Below are 18,094 nucleotides of genomic sequence, written 5' to 3' on the forward strand. Positions count from 1 at the left end.
GGTATGAATCCGACGCTGGCCGACCAGCTGACGTCGCTTTGCGATCAGCTCGACCAGCCGACGGAGCAGCTGGCCGAGACCCTGGCCGAGCTGTCTGAACAATGCCAGGAAGCCGAGTTTTCCGGAATGGGCGACTTACTGGCCCTGATATCCGAGCTGGTTACGGCTGAAGAGGAAGGGCTAACGCCCGAACATCAGGCTGCGCTTGGCATGATTCTGGGTGCGCCCGGCAAGCAGATGTCATTGGAGGATCTGTTGACTGCCTCAGCCAGCATCCTCACAGCCGACATCTGGCAAGCCCCTCTGGAAACGGACGATATTGAGGCGCTTCCGGAGCTACTGGAAGAGGACTGGCCACTCCTGCTTGCAGGCTCAACCACCGATGCGAAAACGGAAGTCGAAGCCACCGAGACGCCGGATACAGACATCGAACCTGAAATGACCGATTCTGTAGTTGAGACTGCGATTGATGCAGCTGACATGCTGGACGTTACCGTGTTTGACCAAGCTGAAGAAAGCTGGGCCTCGGATACGCCCTCTCAACTTCCCGGTCCTGTGACCCAAGCGTTGCAACAGGCTGATGGCCCCGAGACTTTCAGTGAACAGCTGGCGGACCTGAGCGAGTCTCTCGCCGAGCAAGATCCGCCACTGATCTCTGACCTGTTTGCGCTCGCTTCAGAGCAGATCGCTTCTCTGGAAAGCCTGGACATTGAGATCCTTCCTACCCTGGCTTCTCAACTGGACCAGCTACTGGACACACCTGACCACCCCTGCACCAGTACTGCGCTCGAACTGCTCGGCAATGACGCCTGGCCTGAACCCCTGGATCCTGAAGACCGGGCCGAACAGCAGGCGCTGATCGACGAAGCCTTCCTGACCGATTCGGCCAGTGCCGAACTGGACCTGGCTCAGGAACCTGTTCAGGAACCGGTGCTCTCGTTAGAGCTGGAGCCCGAGGTTGAGATCGATCAGGAACACGACCTGGCCTCTACCCTCATAGCAGACACTGACAATGAAACCAATGAAACGGACGCAATCGCTCCGACAGGTCCTGCCACTTCAGCTCTCGCTGCCTGTGCAGAGCCCGAAGCGCTGAGCGAGTTACTGGCGGAACTGAGTGAAGCCCTTGTCGAGCGTGAGCCCACGCTGCTGTCTGACCTTGTCGCTCTGGCAGCTGAACTCTGTGGCAGCCTGGAATCACTGGATGGAGACGCCCTGCCCGTCTTAATGATACAGCTGGATCGGTTGCTGGAGGAGCCCAGCCATGAAACGGCAACTCAGGCGCTGGCTATGCTGAGCGACTCAAGTTGGCCGGCCCCTCTTGAGCCTGAAGACCAGGAAGGTTTACAGGAACTGATCGATGCCGAGTTTCTGGCCGCTGATACCGCAGACGATCTGGAGCCGGTGGTAGCGGTTACCGCCACAGAGCCCGATGATTTGATAGGCCCTGCCGTCAATGCACTGCACTCGGCCCAAACCGGCGCAGAACTGTCCGAACAGTTGCTGGAGCTAAGCGAAGCGATGGCCGATATGGCGCCAACGCTGATTTCGGATCTGTTCGCGCTGGCGGGTGAAGGCAGCGAAGCGCTGGACGACCTGAATCCTCCGATTGTCGCTGCGCTTTGCCAGCAGCTGGACCTGCTGGTGCAAAACCCCACCGCAGAGTCTGCCACTCAGGCGCTATCCCTGCTGTCCGACAGCAATTGGCCAACGCCGCTGGATCCCGAAGACGCCGAAGAACTGCAAAGTCTGGTCTCCGAGAGTTTTGCACAGCCCTTAGAAGGCGTTGAAACCTTCATTGAAACTGACACTGAAGCGAGTGCTCAGCCCCCCCTGCAGGCCGAACCCGAGCCTCAAGTCCCAGAAGTGGCATTAGCGCTGCCAAGCTTCTGTGAGGTCGAAATGAGCCTGCTGGAGCAGGCTGGTCCCAAGGTCGATCCGCAGATTCTGGCCATGCTGTCAGCCACACTACTGCAACTGACGCAGCTCTGGGAGCAGACCGAACCCAACTCCAACTCGGCACTGCTGGCTGCCAGTCAGGAAGCCCTGCTGCCGCTGGAACGCGCCTGTGGAACCGTTCACCTGAACGGTATTCGCACCGTACTTGAAGGCCTGGGTCGCAATCTGGAGTATCTGGAGCAGCGCCAGCAGCCGCTGGAAGTGTTCGAACACACCCACTTTACCCACTGCCTTGAAGCCCTGCAGGCACATCTGGCTGATTTGGGTGATAAAGGCAACCGTGACCAGTTGGTCGACGCCATCAGCGATACAGGCCTGCCGGCCCACGCTGACCCACAGCAGTCCGCCTTCATTACCGGTTTGCTGGCACTGGCCGGTATCCAGGCACCGGAAGATATCGAGCACCCTCAGGCCACCGCCGAGGACATCGAACTATCCATTGCGGATGACATCGATCCTCAGCTGCTGGAAATGCTCTATGACGAACTGCCGACGCTGGTGGATGAGTTCCAGCAGCACCTGCAAGCCGTGCTGGATGAACAGCAAACAGACTCTCTGCTGAGCGCCCAGCGTGCGGCCCACACCATCAAGGGTCTGGCGAACATGGCTGGCATTCGTGGTCTGGCCAAGCTGACTCACTGCATGGAAGACGTGCTGGAAGTCCTCACCGATGCCAAGACCCTGCCCGGTCCTCAGCTGGCGGAAGACCTGACAGAAGCCACCGACTGCCTGGCCCAGATGAGTGAATCCATCAGCGAAGCAGAACCGGCGCCGGATGGCGCGCTTGAAGTACTGCAGAGCATGATGGACTGGTTCTATCGCTTGCGTACCGAAGGCATAGAAGCCGCTGGCCAGGCACTCTCTGGCAAGAAAAAACGCACACCCAAGGCCGCACCCGCTGTTGCCAAGGATGAACAACCGTCTGAGCAGAAACAGGCGGCTCAAGGTGGCGGCGAACAGGGGCAATTGCGCGTTCCCGTCAGTCTGTTGGACAACCTGTTCCGAATTGCCGGTGAATCCAGCACCCTGAATGCCCAGCTGGATGATCGTCTCAACCAAATGCACCGACTGGCACGCGCCAACCGTGAGCGCCAGCGTATCCTGCAAAAGGTGATGTTCGATATCGAACAGCAGTTGCAGGATTACTTCACCCTGAACCCGACCGAAGGCAGTGATGACAGCCATTTCGATCCACTCGAGATGGACCGTTACCACAGCATGCATACCACGTTGTCACAGCTTCAGGAAGCGGTGGCGGACGTTCGCGAGGTGGGCCGTGAAATGGCCGACCATATTCGTCATCTGGACGAAATGCACGCATCCCAGACCAACCTGCAGAAAGAGTCACTGGATAACGTGCTCAACACCCGCCTGGTACCGGTCAAAACGCTCAGCTCACGCATGCAGCGTATCATGCGCCAGGCTTGCCGTGCGGCGGGCAAGGAAGCCAACCTGGTTATCGAGGGTGAAGGCGTCCTGATCGACAGCCAGGTACTGGGCCAACTGGCCGACCCGCTGATGCATATCATCCGTAATGCCGTGGATCATGGTCTGGAAGCCGCTGACGTACGTGCCGAATCCGGCAAGGACGAGACGGGCACCCTGACCATCAGTTTCCGCCAGGCACAGAACCAGGTACAGGTGAGCTGCAGCGACGACGGTGGCGGCATCAACGTCACCCGCGTCAAGGAAATAGCCGAGCGTAAGGGGCTTCTTAAAGGTGGCCGAGTACTGTCCGACAACGAAGCTCAGCGTTTGATCCTGATCCCGGGTTTCTCAACCCGCGACGAGGTCAGCCAGCTATCCGGGCGTGGCATCGGCATGGACGTGGTGTACCAGCAGGTGACCCGCCTGCAGGGCACGATCAGTATTCACTCTGTACAAGGTGAAGGGACACGGTTCGACCTGGCTCTGCCAGCATCCTCACTGCTGGTGCACACATTGTTGGTACGCAGTGCCAACAAACGCATCCATGCACTGTCCAGCCATACCATTGAGCAGAGCCTGCTGTCTGCTGACGGTGAGCTTACAACCACCGACGATGGCATGACGTTTACGACAGACGAAGGCACCTACCCCGCCTACACTCTGGAAACTCTGTTGGGCGAAAAACCGGGAGACTATACCGGTAAGCGCCTGTTCCCGATCCTGTTGGTTAAACTGGATCAGGGTGAAAAAGCGGCGGTGCTGGTACCCGAAGTACTTGCCCACCGTGAACAGGTTTTCAAATCCATGGGCGAACACCTGCCGGATATCCCGGGTGTGCCCGGCGTCACCATCCTGGCGGATGGCAGCGTTGCCCCCATCGTCGACCTGCAGGGCCGCATTCGTCAGCGTCATTCGGCGCTGAGTCCGGTAGCTGAACTGGCCGAGCCCGAGTTTAACCTGCACCTGCCGGAAGTATTGGTGGTGGATGACTCTCTCAGCGCCCGTAAGACACTGGCAACCTTGCTCAGTGACAGCGGTTACGAGGTACGCACCGCGATTGATGGTCTGGATGCGCTGGACAAGATTCGTCAGGAGCCTCCCGCTATCGTGCTCACCGACCTGGAGATGCCACGCATGAGCGGCATGGAACTGGCGGCGATTTTGCGCAACAGCAGGCAGTACAACAATATCCCGGTGGTGATGATCACCTCACGATCTACCCACAAGCACCGTGGTGAAGCAGAAGCGGCGGGGGTTTCCGCCTATCTGACCAAGCCCTGGACCGAAACTCAGGTACTCGACCAGGTACAGAAACTTCTTTTCTAACCCGCTGTTTTCGTTCACCCTCTGCCGTGTTTTCAGTTCCTGATGCACGGCGGAGACGGTGGACTCCTCCTTCCTCAAACGGTATAAATTACTACTTTTTGTTATAGTGTATCGGCGTCCGCCGGTCGCCGTTAACCTCTACTCAACTGACTGGAGTTCGTCCCGCTGATGAACCTGTTTTGGATACCCTTATTGCCGCTCGTCGGTACCCTGATGCCGCTCCTGACCGAAAGGTTCGGCCGCAGCGCCTGTGCGCTGATGACCGCGATTCTGCCGGCCATAGCACTATTCATGGTCCTGTACGCAGCCCCTCAGGTGTTCGCAGGTGCTACGCTGGAAGAGCGTTTCAGCTGGATACCCTCGCTGGGGCTTGAACTGGCCTTTCGTCTGGACGGCCTGGCACTGCTGTTCTGTCTGCTGATTCTGGGCATCGGGCTGCTGATTATCCTGTATGCCCGCTATTACCTGTCTTCTGAAGACTCCATGTCCCGTTTTTACGCCTACCTGATCCTGTTCATGACAGCAATGGTGGGCATCGTGACCGCCAACAACCTGATCCAGCTCTGGTTATTCTGGGAGTTGACCAGTATAAGCTCCTTCCTGCTGATCAGCTTCTGGAATCATAAGAGTGAGGCCCGTAAAGGCGCCCGTATGGCGTTGACCGTCACTGGTGCCGGTGGTCTGGCACTGCTGGCAGGCCTGCTGCTGATCGCCCATATTGTGGGCAGTTACGATCTGAGTGTTGTGCTGGCCAGTGGCGATACCCTGCGTGAGCATAGCGCTTACCCTGTAGCTCTGGTACTTGTGCTGCTGGGTGCATTCACCAAATCCGCTCAATTCCCGTTCCACTTCTGGCTGCCGCATGCCATGGCAGCACCAACACCTGTCAGTGCTTACCTGCATTCGGCCACCATGGTTAAGGCCGGTATTTTCCTGCTGGCCCGTTTCTACCCGGTACTGTCCGGTACCGAGCTCTGGTTCCTGATTGTCAGTCTGACCGGTTTGGCTACCCTGCTGTTGGGTGCCTATATCGCTCTGTTCAAGCATGACCTCAAAGGCCTGTTGGCCTACTCCACTGTCAGTCACCTGGGTCTGATTACATTGCTGTTTGGTATGGATACCGAGCTGGCCGCCGTGGCCGCCATCTTCCATATCATCAACCACGCCACCTTTAAGGCATCACTGTTCATGGCGGCTGGCATCATCGACCATGAGTCCGGCTCGCGCGATATGCGTAAGCTCAACGGCCTGTGGAAATACATGCCGTACACTGCCACCCTGGCGATGGTGGCAGCCGCCTCCATGGCCGGTGTGCCACTGCTTAATGGCTTCCTGTCGAAGGAGATGTTCTTCGCGGAAACCCTGCATCAGGTCTCTCTGGGCTCCCTGTCCTGGATGGTGCCAGTACTGGCCACACTGGGGGGTATTTTCTCGGTGGCCTACTCCACTCGCTTTATCCATGACGTGTTCTTTAACGGTGAACCGATCGACCTGCCGAAGACACCGCACGAGCCACCACGCTACATGCGTATTCCGGTCGAGATTCTGGTAGCACTCTGTCTGCTGCTGGGTATTTTCCCGGGTTACATCATCGGCAGCCTGCTGGACTCGGCCTCATCGGCCGTGCTGGCCGGGCAACTGCCCGAGTACAGCCTGTCCATCTGGCACGGTTTCAACCTGCCGTTGCTGATGAGCTTGATCGCCATGATGGGTGGCCTGCTGATTTACTATAACCGCCGTCACCTGTTCCAGTTTCAGGCTCAGTTCCCTGAAAATGACGCCAAAATGGCCTTTGAGAGTGCCATTCAGTGGCTGGTGGCTGCAGCAACCCGCATCCACAAGTTTTACGAGAACGGCTCTCTGCAGCGCTACATGTGGATGCTGTTGCTGTTTGCGCTGGTGATGATTGCAGGCCCCTTGATGGACCTGAATACCACCGCCGGTTTGCGTCCGCACCTGCCAATTGATGGCGTTGAGATTACGGCTGCAGTCCTGCTCTGCCTGAGTGCCATCGCTACGGTTATCTGGCATCGCAAACGTATGATTGCCCTGCTGACACTGTCGGTTGTGGGTCTGATCGTATCGATCGCCTTTGCCCGCTTCTCGGCACCGGACCTTGCACTGACCCAGCTGTCCGTAGAGGTTGCGACGGTTATTCTGCTGATGCTGGCACTCTTCTTCCTGCCACAGAAAACGCCGAAAGAGTCTTCACCACGCCGCGTGGTCCGGGACCTGACCATTTCAGCCATGATCGGTGGCGTTATCGGTACCATAAACTACGCCATGATGACGCGTCCGCTGGACAGCATCTCTGACTTCTTCCTCGCCAACAGTAAGGTCGGTGGCGGCGGTACCAACGTGGTCAACGTCATACTGGTGGACTTCCGTGGCTTCGATACGCTGGGTGAAATCACTGTACTGGGCATCGCCGCGCTGGGTATCTTCAAGCTGATTGCCCGCATGCGTCTGTTCATGCCCGCCGGAGATGAACACGGACGCCCCTGGGCGCGTGACCGTCACCCGATGATGCTGGCCGTGATTTCCCAGAGCCTTCTGCCACTGGCCCTGCTGGTCTCCGTCTACATCTTCCTGCGTGGTCATAACTTGCCAGGCGGTGGCTTTATCGCAGGTCTGGTGACCTCGGTTGCGCTGGTGCAGCAGTACGTTGCCCATGGTGTCGACTGGATCAAAGAGCGACTGAAACTGGATTACCAGTGGCTAATCGGCAGCGGGGTTTTGATTGCAACCCTGACAGGCCTGGGCAGCTGGGCCTTCGAGCGCCCGTTCCTGACCTCCTGGTTTGATTACTTCAAGCTGCCCTGGATCGGCAAATTCGAACTGGCCAGCGCCATGGTCTTTGATCTGGGTGTGTACCTGACCGTAATCGGTGCCACCCTGCTTATCCTGGCCAATCTGGGCAAGCTCACCACCAACCACCGTCCAACTCAGCCGGAGTCTGAATAATATGGAAGCCGTATATGCCGTCTGTGTCGGTCTGCTAACCTCTGCGGGTATTTTTCTCTGCCTGCGTGGACGCACTTTTCCCGTTGTTTTGGGTCTGACCATGCTGTCCTATGCCGTCAACCTGTTCCTGTTCTCCAGTGGCCGTCTGAAGCTGGATGGTGCCGCAATCCTCGGCACCTCCTACACCTATGCCGACCCACTGCCGCAGGCACTGGTATTGACCGCTATTGTTATCGGCTTCGCCATGACCGCTTTTGTCGTCATTCTGGCCATGCGCGCCCGTGCCGATCTGGGTAACGACCACGTCGATGGTCGTTTGCCGCCTCAACCTGAAACCAAAACGCGCCGCAAGAAGGACCAGGCATGATCGACCACCTCCCCATACTGCCGGTTCTGGTGCCCCTTCTGGGCGCCTTGCTGCTTCTGCTGCCGCCGCTCAGTTCCAGTCTGGAACGCCAGCGCGCTGCATCACTGTTTGTAGCAGCCCTGACGCTGGTACTTAGCCTTGCCTTATTGCTGCACAGCCGTTCTGAAGGCATTCAGATCTATGTCCTGGGTGACTGGAATCCGCCCTTTGGTATCGTGCTGGTAGCTGACCTGCTGTCATCACTGCTGGTACTGCTGACCTCGGTACTGGGCCTGGCAGCCTTGCTGTATGCCTGTGCTGGCGAGGACAAAACCGGTGCCTACTTCCACCCGCTGATTTTGTTCCAGCTGATGGGTATCAACGGTGCGTTTCTGACCGGGGATATCTTCAACCTGTTCGTATTCTTCGAGGTGCTGCTGATTGCCTCCTATGCCCTGTTGATTCACGGCGGTGGCAAACAGAAGACTCAGGCCAGCTTTCACTATGTAGCGCTGAACCTGGTCGGCTCCAGCCTGTTCCTGTTTGCTCTGGGTATCCTCTACGGTACGCTGGGCACCCTGAATATTGCGGATATGTCGACCAAGGTTGCGCAGCTGTCTGAAGCCGAAGCGGTGCTGGCACGTGCCGGCGGCATGCTGCTGCTGGCTGTCTTTGGTCTCAAGGCCGCCATGTTGCCACTGCACTTCTGGCTGACCCGTGCCTACGCGTCAGCGGCAGCACCGGTGGCCGCCCTGTTCGCCATCATGACCAAGGTCGGCATCTACAGCCTGTTCCGTGTGCATACGGTGGTGTTTGGTGACAACGCCGGTCCTCTGGCCAATATGATCGAGCCCTGGATCTGGCCGCTGGCCATTATGACCGTAGTTGCCGGCAGCATCGGCGCCCTGGCCAGCCCCAACCTGCGTGAACTGACCGCCAACCTGGTAATTGTGTCCGTCGGCACCCTGCTGATTGCCGTTGCCCTGCAGAATGAGCAGGCCACTGCGGCAGGACTCTACTATCTGGTCCACAGTACTTTCATCAGCGCAGCACTGTTCCTGGTGGCCGGCTTGATCAGTGATCAACGCGGCAAGGCCGGTGACCGTTTTGTGATCTCGCGTAAGGTGCGCCAGCCAGCCCTGCTGGGGGTCTGCTTCTTTATCGCGGCGATGACCATCGCCGGCATTCCACCGTTTTCCGGCTTCGTCGGCAAACTGCTGATGCTGCAGTCAGCCCAGTCCAGCGCTGAAATGCTGTGGGTCTGGCCCACCATCCTGATCAGCAGCCTGATCACCATCATTGCCCTGTCCCGTGCCGGTACGACTCTGTTCTGGCGCCGCAGCAGTGACAAGAGCCAGGCGGACCCGGCGTCCAACTGGCAGGTGGCGGCTGTTACCCTTTTGCTGCTGGCCGCGCCGCTGATGGTCATCTTTGGTGGCCCGCTGACCGAATACACCGACGCCACCGCTAAACAGTTGCACCAGGTGTCTGAATCCCTGGATGTTCTGCTGCCTGGAGGTCCTTCATGAGTCTGTCTAGCTGGTTGCCCATGCCGGTGCACAGCCTGCTGCTGTTTGTCAGCTGGCTGCTGCTTAACAACTCCGTAGCGCCGGGCCATCTGGTGCTGGCCGCATTCCTTGCCTTCACCATTCCGCTGCTCTGTGCACCGCTTAAAACGGAGCAGCCAAGGGTACTCAAGCCCCTGCTTGCCGTGCGCTACACCCTGCGTGTGCTGGGTGATATCGTCACCGCCAACATCGATGTAGCCATTCTCGTATTGGGACCGATGCGCAAGCTGCAACCCGGCTTCGTTGCCATTCCTCTGGATATCAAGGGCGACCTGCCGATTACCCTGCTCGCCAGTACCATCTCACTGACTCCCGGTACGGTCAGCGCTGAAGTCTCCGAAGACCACCAGTGGCTCTACATACACGCTCTGCATATTACCGATGAGCAGGCGCTGATTGCCGAGATCAAGGCGCGCTATGAAGCCCCGCTGAAGGAGATATTCGGATGCTGAATACCACCATTTACATTGTCAGCGCCTTCGTCTGTATCGCCCTGGTGTTGAACCTCTGGCGGCTGTTGCGGGGGCCGGACCTGTCCGACCGTATCCTTGCACTGGATACCATGTACATCAACAGCATTGCTCTGATCCTGTTATATGGCATGCACATGGGCACCAATCTCTATTTTGAAGCGGCTCTGCTGATCGCCATGCTGGGCTTTGTCAGCACCGTAGCCCTGTGCAAGTACCTGCTGCGCGGCGATATTATTGAATAAGGATTTGTATGAATACTTTGGTTGAAATCCTGGTTTGTGTGCTGCTGCTGGTCGGTGGTTTTTTCGTTTTGGTTGGTTCTCTGGGGCTTTCACGACTGCCGGATGTCTATACGCGTTTGCATGCGCCGACCAAGGCAACAACTGTGGGGATGGGCGGCATTTTGATCGCCTCCATGGTGATGATGAGCTATGAGCAGGGTTATCTCAGCGTACACGAACTGCTAATCACCCTGTTCCTGTTGATTACCGCCCCCATTACCGCTCATATGCTGGCTAAAACCGCGCTGCACCATGAAAACAAGGCGCTTCGCCGTACGCGCTCGCAGCACCTGATAGCAACCGCTCGCGAACAGCAGCCTCCGGTGACCGCAGACAGCTCCAATCATGAGTAAGCGCCTGCAAACGGCCGAGCTTAGCTGGCAGGCGGGCTCGCCGGAGTCCGATCGTTTTGGTGATATCTATTTCAATCGCGATGGCGGCATTGCTGAAACCGAGTATGTATTCCTGCAGGCTAACCACTTGGAGGACCGCTTTGCTGCCCTGAGCCAGCCGCACTTTGTCATCGCTGAAACCGGCTTTGGTACCGGTCTCAACTTCCTGTGTGCACGTCAGCTTTGGCTGAAAACGACCTCCGCTCCCCAACAGCTCCACTTCATCTCCTGCGAGAAGTACCCGCTGGCGGTGGGCGACCTGACCAAAGCCCTTGAAGCCTTCCCCCAGTTCAGCGACGGAGCCAGTCAGTTGATTGACGCCTATCCGGCACCGGTCGAAGGCTTCTACACCCTCAGGTTTGATGGTGGCCGCGTGCTGCTGACCTTACTGTTTGGCGATGCCAGCAGCCAGCTTCCGCAGCTGGAAGCGAAGGTCGACAGCTGGTTTCTGGACGGCTTTGCCCCGGCCAAGAACCCCGACCTCTGGACCGAGGCACTGTTCCACCAGATCGCTCGCCTCAGCCGCCCCGGCACTCGTTTTGCGACCTTTACCGCGGCGGGCCTGGTACGGCGAGGGCTGCAGGACGTAGGGTTCGAGGTTGAGAAACGCCCCGGTTTTGGCCGCAAACGTGAAATGCTGGCCGGTATCATGCGGGCATCAGAGACAGACCCAGCCCTCACCAGTCGACATTCGGACATTTTACCGATCTGGAGCCGGCCTCCAGATCCTCAGCCGGCTACCAAGCCCGTCATCATCATCGGCGCCGGCCTGGCTGGCGCCTCAACCGCACGTGCGCTGGCCGAGAAAGGGATTCAGGTGCAAGTACTGGATCGTCACTCGGCGCCTGCTCAAGAAGGCTCGGGTAACCCTCAGGGCGCTCTCTATGCCAAGTTGCCCGCCAAACCGACAGCCCATAGTCGCTTTCACCTCAGCGGTCTGGAATACAGCTGCGGGCTACTCAATCCACTGATGCGGCAACAACCTGCGCTGGGTGAACTCTGCGGTGTGCTTCAACTGGCACTGAACGCCAAGGAGCTGGAGCGACAGACCGACATTATTCGAGGCGATGCCTATCCGGAATCTCTGGCCCAAGCTGTCACTCAGGCAGAAGCTAGCCAACTGTCAGGGATAGAGACGCCGGCACCGGGCCTGTTTTTCCCCAAGGCCGGCTGGGTATCCCCCCCTGAACTCTGTCAGATCCTGCTCGACCATCCGTTAATCAGTTGTCAGTTTGATACTGAGGTCAGTGATCTGGTGTTCCGTGACGGGCGCTGGCAGTTGCTGGGGACTGAGCATAGCGCATCGCAGGTTGTGGTCTGCTGCGCGACCGGTAGCCGCAACTTCACACCCCTGAACTGGTTGCCACTGAAACCCATTCGTGGACAAACGTCCCAGGCCGATGCCCCGGAAACAGAGGCCGCGTTGAAAACCGTTGTCTGTGGTGAGGGGTATATCTCGCCACCTTTTGCCAAGCGCTACTGTTTCGGTGCCTCATTCAAGGTCGGCGATACTGAACTGGATGTCCGTGCTGACGAGCACCAGCACAACCTTGATATTCTCGCCCGCGCCTTGCCAAAGCTGGGCGAGGCACTCGCCTCAACCAAGCTTGATGGCCGTGTGGCACAACGCTGCAGTACACCGGATTACTTGCCCTTGGCCGGCCCGGCGCCAGACTTTGAGGCCTATATCCAAAATTATGCCAAACTGAGGGACGATGCGCGCTGGCCCTTGGATGCCCTGCCTGCCTATCACACGGGCCTGTTTATTAACCTGGGACATGGATCCAAAGGACTGATTACGGGTCCAATTACAGGAGAGCTGTTAGCCGCTTTGATTGCCGGAACCCCTCTGCCATTGGCGGCAGAACAGCTGCGCATCCTGCATCCGGGACGTTTTATCATCAAGAATCTCATCCGCGGGTCGCTATAATAGGAATAGCCGGAGTTTACCGGTGAAGTGCGGAGGTAGCCTATGGCACTTGTCATCTACGATCAGGGATATCGGATTCAGACTCCCGTTGACTCGTTGTTTCGGCAACGCGGTGTGGAATCGATGCAACAGAGCAGCACAACATCTCACCTTCCCTCATCTGGGGAAAAGGCTCAACGACAGCTCGAAACAGAAGAGCAGATACAATTGTCACGGGAGCGTTTTCAGCTGCCGCCCAAGGACCGGCGCCAGTCTCCCAAGGGCTATGACCAGGCAGGGCGAGAACAGGCTTCGGTTTCCAGCAAACCTCAGGAGCTAAAAGCGGCTCAGGTCATGAGCAGCCCGGTGCTGACCGTCACAACGGATACCAGTCTGCGTAAAGCATGGGAGCTGATGCAGGCACAAGAGGTGTATCACCTGATACTGATCGACGATGACGAACGGGCACTTGGCCTGCTGTCACGAGACGATATTCTGGCAAAAGGTACCGACTCACCTGTGAGCGTGACTCAGGCCTACCACAAGCAGATGGTTGTAGCTTCGCCCTCGACTCCCGTCTCAAGCATTGCTGCCAGCTTCGTACGCTACGATATCGGCGCTATTCCCGTGATTGATGAGCAGGATCGATTGAAAGGAATCGTCTGCCGTACCGACCTGCTGCGTATGCTGATCAACAATGCCCGGGTTGAAAGCTGGGCTTGATAGCTACTGAGGTGGCAGCTGCCGCCCAGCCGCTTTTGAGGCCGTTTGTTCCAGAGGATCTTCAGGTGGCCCTGAGGCTTTTTGTCCGCCACTCAGCCACCCTGCCAGCACGCTGAAAACCTTTCTCACCGCCCGCCATAGTTTGGGCAGTATCCAGATCAGCAGCCCGATAAACAGAATCAGTGCGCCCAGGAACCAGAGCGGGTGGTTCAAAGCCGTCCACAGGCCGCCGATCACTATAAGATCTTCACTGAATGACGCCGTCCAGTTGCTCAACGGTTCGGGGGACGTATTGATCACGACACGCGTACCCGCTTTGAGGGCATGACTACCTGCCGCCATGGAACCACCAACCAGTGCAGCGGCCAGCTCCACCACCGGACTCATATCACCCACAGCACCTGCCGCTAATGCGGCTCCCGCCGGGATACGGATGAAGGTATGCAGGCTGTCCCAACCGGTGTCCACGCCGGGAATTTTATCGGCAAAAAACTCGACAAAATACATGAATCCGGCTGCCATCATCACCAGTGGATCACTGACAATTTCCAACCCCGGCGGCAGTGTCAGGTGGCCCATGTTGGATAGAACACCCAACATCAGTACTGTGGCGTAGAGGTTAATCCCGCTCGCCCAGGCAACCCCCATGCTCAAGGCGATCAATGATGTCATCTGGTCGAGCTGTTCCACAGGTCTGCCCCGCTATTCAGTGGTTCCAGTCACGCACCTGATCGGCCGGTACGATATTGCACAGGCCTGTGTGCTCACTGAAGATCAATACCGCCTCACCTTTTGCCAGCGCGCGTCTCACCTGACTGACCTTATCGGCAAGGCTGTACTCCTGTTCACCATAGTCAGTGCCGTCTCGGCTGACAAATTCCTGAATCAGGTTATCCAGCGTGTCAGGGTCCAGCTCCTGCCAGGGTACGATCATGCGGACTCCCACTCGGCCAGCTGCTGCAGAAAAGCAGCCTCATCCATCACGGGCACACCCAGCTTTTCCGCTTTGGCCAGTTTTGAGCCAGCGCCAGGGCCTGCCACCAGCATGTGCGTCTTGCCAGACACACTGCCACTGACCTTGGCACCCAGTGCCAACAAGCGATCCTTGGCTTCATCACGGGTCATCTGCTCCAGCGTGCCAGTCAACACCCAGGTTTGTCCCAGCAAAGGCTGAGTGTTTGCGCCTGCCGTTTCTTTGACCTCGGACTCCCAGTGCATGCCAAAGTCACGCAGTTGCTGTTCCAGACGACGGACCTGCTCAACCCACAGTGCATTGCTCAGACACTGCATAACGCCATCACGCGCCTTGCGACTCAACTTGGGGATTTCGGCCAGCACGGACTCATCTGCCGCCAACAGGGGCTCAAGGGCTTTGAAATAGCCAGCCAGGGCCTCTGCGCCAGTTTTGGCGACACCTGGAATATCCATGCGCAGCAACAGCTGATCCAGCCCTATGGCACCTTGCAGCGCCACTGCAATATCCGCCTCATTCTGCAGCTGGATACCCTGCTCCAGCAGATCATCCAGCGCCTGGCGGTTATGCTCGTCCTGCATGAAGTTGTGTATTTCATGACCCACTTCCAGACCAATATCCGGCAACCAGGTCAGTAACAGCGGTTCGGCTTCGCGCAGTCGTTGCAGAGTACCCAATTGGGCTGCCAGAGTACGTGCAGTGCCCTCACCCACTTCAGGAATGCCCAGAGCATAGATAAAGCGCGCGAGTTCGACCTCACGGCTGGCAGCAATGGCGTTGACCAGGTTCTCGGATGACAACTGAGCAAAGCCTTCCAGCGCCAGTACTTGATCCACTGTCAGGCGATACAGGTCTGCCGGGGAGCGCACCAGCTCGTTTTGAACCAACAGCTCAATATTCTTTTCGCCCAGACCGTCAATATCCATCGCCTTGCGCGACACAAAGTGGATCAGCGCCTGAATCAATTGCGCCTGACAGGACAAACGGCCAACGCAGCGGTACACCGAGCCTTCGCTGTGCTGCTCACGCCCCTTGCCGCGTTTAACCAGACGCACACGTTCTACATCCGCACCACACACGGGGCAGTGCTCAGGAATCAGAACCTCGGTTTCCTCACCGGTGCGCTTCTCTAGCTGCACCGCTGCAATCTGGGGAATCACATCACCGGCACGGCGCACGATAACCCAATCCCCGGCGCGCACACCCAGGCGAGCGATTTCGTCCATGTTATGCAGGGTGGCATTGCTGACCGTGACGCCCCCCACAAATACCGGCTCCAGACGTGCCACCGGCGTAATCGCACCGGTACGGCCAACCTGAAACTCGACCGCATTCAGCCGGGTCGCTTCTTCCTGTGCCGGAAACTTGTGGGCAATGGCCCAGCGCGGCGCACGGGCGATATAGCCAAGCTGCGTCTGCTGCTCCAAACGGTTGACCTTGAACACGATGCCATCGATGTCATAGGCCAATTGATCACGTCGCGCGGCAAGCTGCTCATAGTACTCGCGACAACCTGCCAGGCCTTGTACGACACGCATTTCGCTGTTGATCTTCAGCCCCCACAGGTTCAACTGCTGCAGGCGCTCGGCATGGCGGTCGGGCAAATCGCCACCTTCGACAACACCGGTGCTGTAACAGCAGAACTCCAGCGGGCGTCTGGCTGTCACCGACGGATCAAGTTGACGCAGGCTGCCCGCGGCGGCATTGCGCGGGTTCACAAAGGTTTTTTCATCCGCCGCTCGCGCCAGTTCATTGAGCTGCTCAAAACCGGCACGGGGCATGTAGATCTCGCCACGGACCTCCAGACGTTCCGGCCAGCCAGTGCTCATAAGACGCAGCGGCACAGAAGGCAGGGTACGTACGTTCAGGGTAATATCTTCCCCAGTGGTGCCATCGCCACGGGTTGCAGCACGCACCAGACGCCCCTGCTCATACATCAGGCTGACGGCGATGCCATCCAGCTTGGGCTCACAGGCAATTTCCAGGCCGGCGGTATCATCCAGCTCCAGGCGCTCACCGATACGTTTGATAAAAGCGGCCATATCTTCATCATTGAAGGCGTTATCCAGTGACAACATGGGCTGCTCATGGCGCACTTCGGCAAAACCGGTATCCGGCTTTTTCCCGACACGCTGAGTGGGGGAATCTGGCGTCACCAGCTCGGGGTATTCAGCCTCAAGTGCCTTCAATTCCTGAAACAGTCGATCGTACTCACTGTCAGTGACGCTGGGCTCATCCAGGACATAATAACGATAGTTGTGCGCTTCGAGCTCGCTGCGCAGCGACTCGGCACGTTCAATTACAGAAGCGGGAAGGGTCATGTCTGTGGATATCTTAAGTCGGTTAAAAACAAAAACGGGCCTTAATTGACCCGTCGTTGCCGCTGATGCATCTGAAACTCTCGGATGCGTTCGCGATAATGTTCCTTGGTCTGGGGCCTCATCACCGAGCGATCTTCATCGATCAGTTCACCATTAAGGTGTTTGGCCAGCGTTTCCGCTGTGGCGAGCATGCACTCATAGGCCGTCATCGGGTCCTGAGGCTCACTCATGGACATGAAGAAGGTAACGGCAGGCGTCTCCAGTGCATCCATGTTATCCGGGTCGAAGGTCCCCGGTGCTACGGCATTGGCCATACTGAACTGGATTGGAGAGCCCGGCGAGCTGTCCTCAGCACGGTGGTAAATCGACATATCACCCCAGTCCATACCACAGGCATCGACTATCTTGCCCAACGCAGGTCCAGGCAGGCGTTCACCGTTACGGCCAACCACCGTGATCACCAGCACATGCTCGGGATCCGGCATAGACGCCCGCTTGGGCCCCTGTTTCACAACGGGCGCTGCGTCTTCAGGCTGAGTGGGCTCTTCAACACTGGCGGCCTGTTGTTCAGGCTCTACAGTCGGCTCAGGTGCGGTATCAAATTCCGGCTCTATTCGCGCACCGGTGTCGGCAACCGGTTCAATAATCGGCTCCACTGCGCTCAGTGAGCTTGCTTCCGGCTGGACGGACTCCTCACGTTCAACTTCGCGCTCAAAGGAGTCACGGTAGGCTGCCAGGGTATCATCCGGCAGATCCGTGCCGATCTGATCAAACAGCGTCGGGATCGGTTGATCCAGGTCCAGCCCCAACTCATGCTGGGAGTCCGCGTCCCTGGCTTCTGAATATACCGGTAGCGGTTCTTCCTTCAGCGGATAGTCCATCTCCAACGCCGAACCCTGAAGGTCACCACGATCAACGGCCTGCAGGAGTTCGTCGTCATTGCGGGCAGCGACTTCCGGCTCAGCAAACAGAGGCTCAGGACTGGGCTCTTCGATCACGGGAGCAGGCGTAGCAACCGGTTTAGCATCAGGCTTGCGCGAGCGTGACTTGCTCCGACCACGCGCAGCCGAGGCTTCCTCACGCGTCGGAATATCATCAAACAGGGGATCCATTTCGGTCAGCTCGGGGATTGCATCGACCGAGGGCTCAAGACTGGGCTCCACCCGCTCCTTACTGCGCATGGAAGGCGGCTGAGCGGGTGGCATCTCTGCCCCCTGACGCTTGCGCGCGCCACCATTGGGCAGCTCAGGATTATGTCCATCGCCGCCGCCATCACCCAATTCCGACAGGGTTCGGTCAATTTCCAGCTTGAGTCGACTGCGGTTGGCACTGACGCGCCGCCAGCCGTCCACCAGAATCAGTATTACAATCAGTACACCGCCGATGATTAGCCATTCGCGCAGACTGATATCCATATTTTCGCCTTACCCT

At 57.9% G+C, this 18,094-nt stretch carries 13 protein-coding genes; 9 read left to right on the plus strand and 4 right to left on the minus strand.

Going from position 1 to position 18,094, the window contains the following annotated elements; translation table 11 throughout:
- The first annotated feature begins 3 nt into the window (after window positions 1-3).
- The 9 genes from ACN0R1_RS10900 to ACN0R1_RS10940 all read left to right on the plus strand — a co-directional run bounded on the left by ACN0R1_RS10900 (window position 4) and on the right by ACN0R1_RS10940 (window position 13,369).
- Entirely contained in the window at window positions 4-4,713 is a 4,710-nt protein-coding gene (locus tag ACN0R1_RS10900; RefSeq protein WP_417582713.1) for a hybrid sensor histidine kinase/response regulator, read from the plus strand.
- Window positions 4,714-4,881: 168 nt separating this feature from the next.
- Window positions 4,882-7,677: a monovalent cation/H+ antiporter subunit A gene (locus tag ACN0R1_RS10905; RefSeq protein WP_417582715.1), complete on the plus strand. Its 2,796-nt coding sequence runs from the start codon at window positions 4,882-4,884 to the stop codon at window positions 7,675-7,677.
- A gap of 1 nt (window position 7,678) precedes the next feature.
- A complete protein-coding gene (locus ACN0R1_RS10910) occupies window positions 7,679-8,044 on the plus strand; it encodes a Na+/H+ antiporter subunit C (protein WP_417582717.1) in 366 nt (121 codons plus the stop codon).
- Window positions 8,041-9,552 carry a monovalent cation/H+ antiporter subunit D gene (locus tag ACN0R1_RS10915; protein ID WP_417582719.1) on the plus strand — a complete coding sequence of 504 codons (1,512 nt, stop codon included), beginning with the start codon at window positions 8,041-8,043 and terminating at the stop codon, window positions 9,550-9,552. Before ACN0R1_RS10910 ends, ACN0R1_RS10915 begins: the two co-directional genes overlap by 4 nt.
- The gene (locus ACN0R1_RS10920; RefSeq protein ID WP_417582721.1) at window positions 9,549-10,043 is read left to right on the plus strand and encodes a Na+/H+ antiporter subunit E; all 495 of its coding nucleotides are present in this window, start codon (window positions 9,549-9,551) and stop codon (window positions 10,041-10,043) included. Before ACN0R1_RS10915 ends, ACN0R1_RS10920 begins: the two co-directional genes overlap by 4 nt.
- Window positions 10,037-10,306, plus strand: coding sequence for a K+/H+ antiporter subunit F (locus ACN0R1_RS10925; protein ID WP_417582723.1), 270 nt, complete (start codon window positions 10,037-10,039; stop codon window positions 10,304-10,306). Before ACN0R1_RS10920 ends, ACN0R1_RS10925 begins: the two co-directional genes overlap by 7 nt.
- An 8-nt stretch (window positions 10,307-10,314) precedes the next feature.
- Window positions 10,315-10,698 carry a Na+/H+ antiporter subunit G gene (locus ACN0R1_RS10930; RefSeq protein ID WP_417582725.1) on the plus strand — a complete coding sequence of 128 codons (384 nt, stop codon included), beginning with the start codon at window positions 10,315-10,317 and terminating at the stop codon, window positions 10,696-10,698.
- The gene (mnmC, locus tag ACN0R1_RS10935) at window positions 10,691-12,667 is read left to right on the plus strand and encodes a bifunctional tRNA (5-methylaminomethyl-2-thiouridine)(34)-methyltransferase MnmD/FAD-dependent 5-carboxymethylaminomethyl-2-thiouridine(34) oxidoreductase MnmC (protein WP_417582727.1); all 1,977 of its coding nucleotides are present in this window, start codon (window positions 10,691-10,693) and stop codon (window positions 12,665-12,667) included. Before ACN0R1_RS10930 ends, mnmC begins: the two co-directional genes overlap by 8 nt.
- A gap of 42 nt (window positions 12,668-12,709) precedes the next feature.
- A complete protein-coding gene (locus tag ACN0R1_RS10940; RefSeq protein WP_417582729.1) occupies window positions 12,710-13,369 on the plus strand; it encodes an HPP family protein in 660 nt (219 codons plus the stop codon).
- Window positions 13,370-13,372: 3 nt separating this feature from the next.
- Here ACN0R1_RS10940 and ACN0R1_RS10945 read toward each other — a convergent pair whose 3' ends face one another.
- Genes ACN0R1_RS10945 through zipA form a run of 4 tightly spaced genes read right to left on the minus strand, consistent with a single transcriptional unit; the run spans window position 13,373 to window position 18,078 of the window.
- On the minus strand, window positions 13,373-14,059 hold the full coding sequence (locus tag ACN0R1_RS10945) for a DUF4126 domain-containing protein (RefSeq protein WP_417582731.1): 687 nt from the start codon (window positions 14,057-14,059) through the stop codon (window positions 13,373-13,375).
- A gap of 16 nt (window positions 14,060-14,075) precedes the next feature.
- Window positions 14,076-14,303 carry a YheU family protein gene (locus tag ACN0R1_RS10950; protein ID WP_417582733.1) on the minus strand — a complete coding sequence of 76 codons (228 nt, stop codon included), beginning with the start codon at window positions 14,301-14,303 and terminating at the stop codon, window positions 14,076-14,078.
- The gene (gene ligA / locus ACN0R1_RS10955; RefSeq protein ID WP_417582735.1) at window positions 14,300-16,663 is read right to left on the minus strand and encodes an NAD-dependent DNA ligase LigA; all 2,364 of its coding nucleotides are present in this window, start codon (window positions 16,661-16,663) and stop codon (window positions 14,300-14,302) included. Before ligA ends, ACN0R1_RS10950 begins: the two co-directional genes overlap by 4 nt.
- Window positions 16,664-16,704: 41 nt before the next feature.
- On the minus strand, window positions 16,705-18,078 hold the full coding sequence (gene zipA, locus ACN0R1_RS10960) for a cell division protein ZipA (RefSeq protein WP_417582737.1): 1,374 nt from the start codon (window positions 18,076-18,078) through the stop codon (window positions 16,705-16,707).
- Window positions 18,079-18,094 lie beyond the last annotated feature (16 nt).

Origin of the sequence: Nitrincola sp. (genome assembly GCF_048264025.1) — a bacterium.
Lineage (GTDB): Bacteria > Pseudomonadota > Gammaproteobacteria > Pseudomonadales > Balneatricaceae > Nitrincola.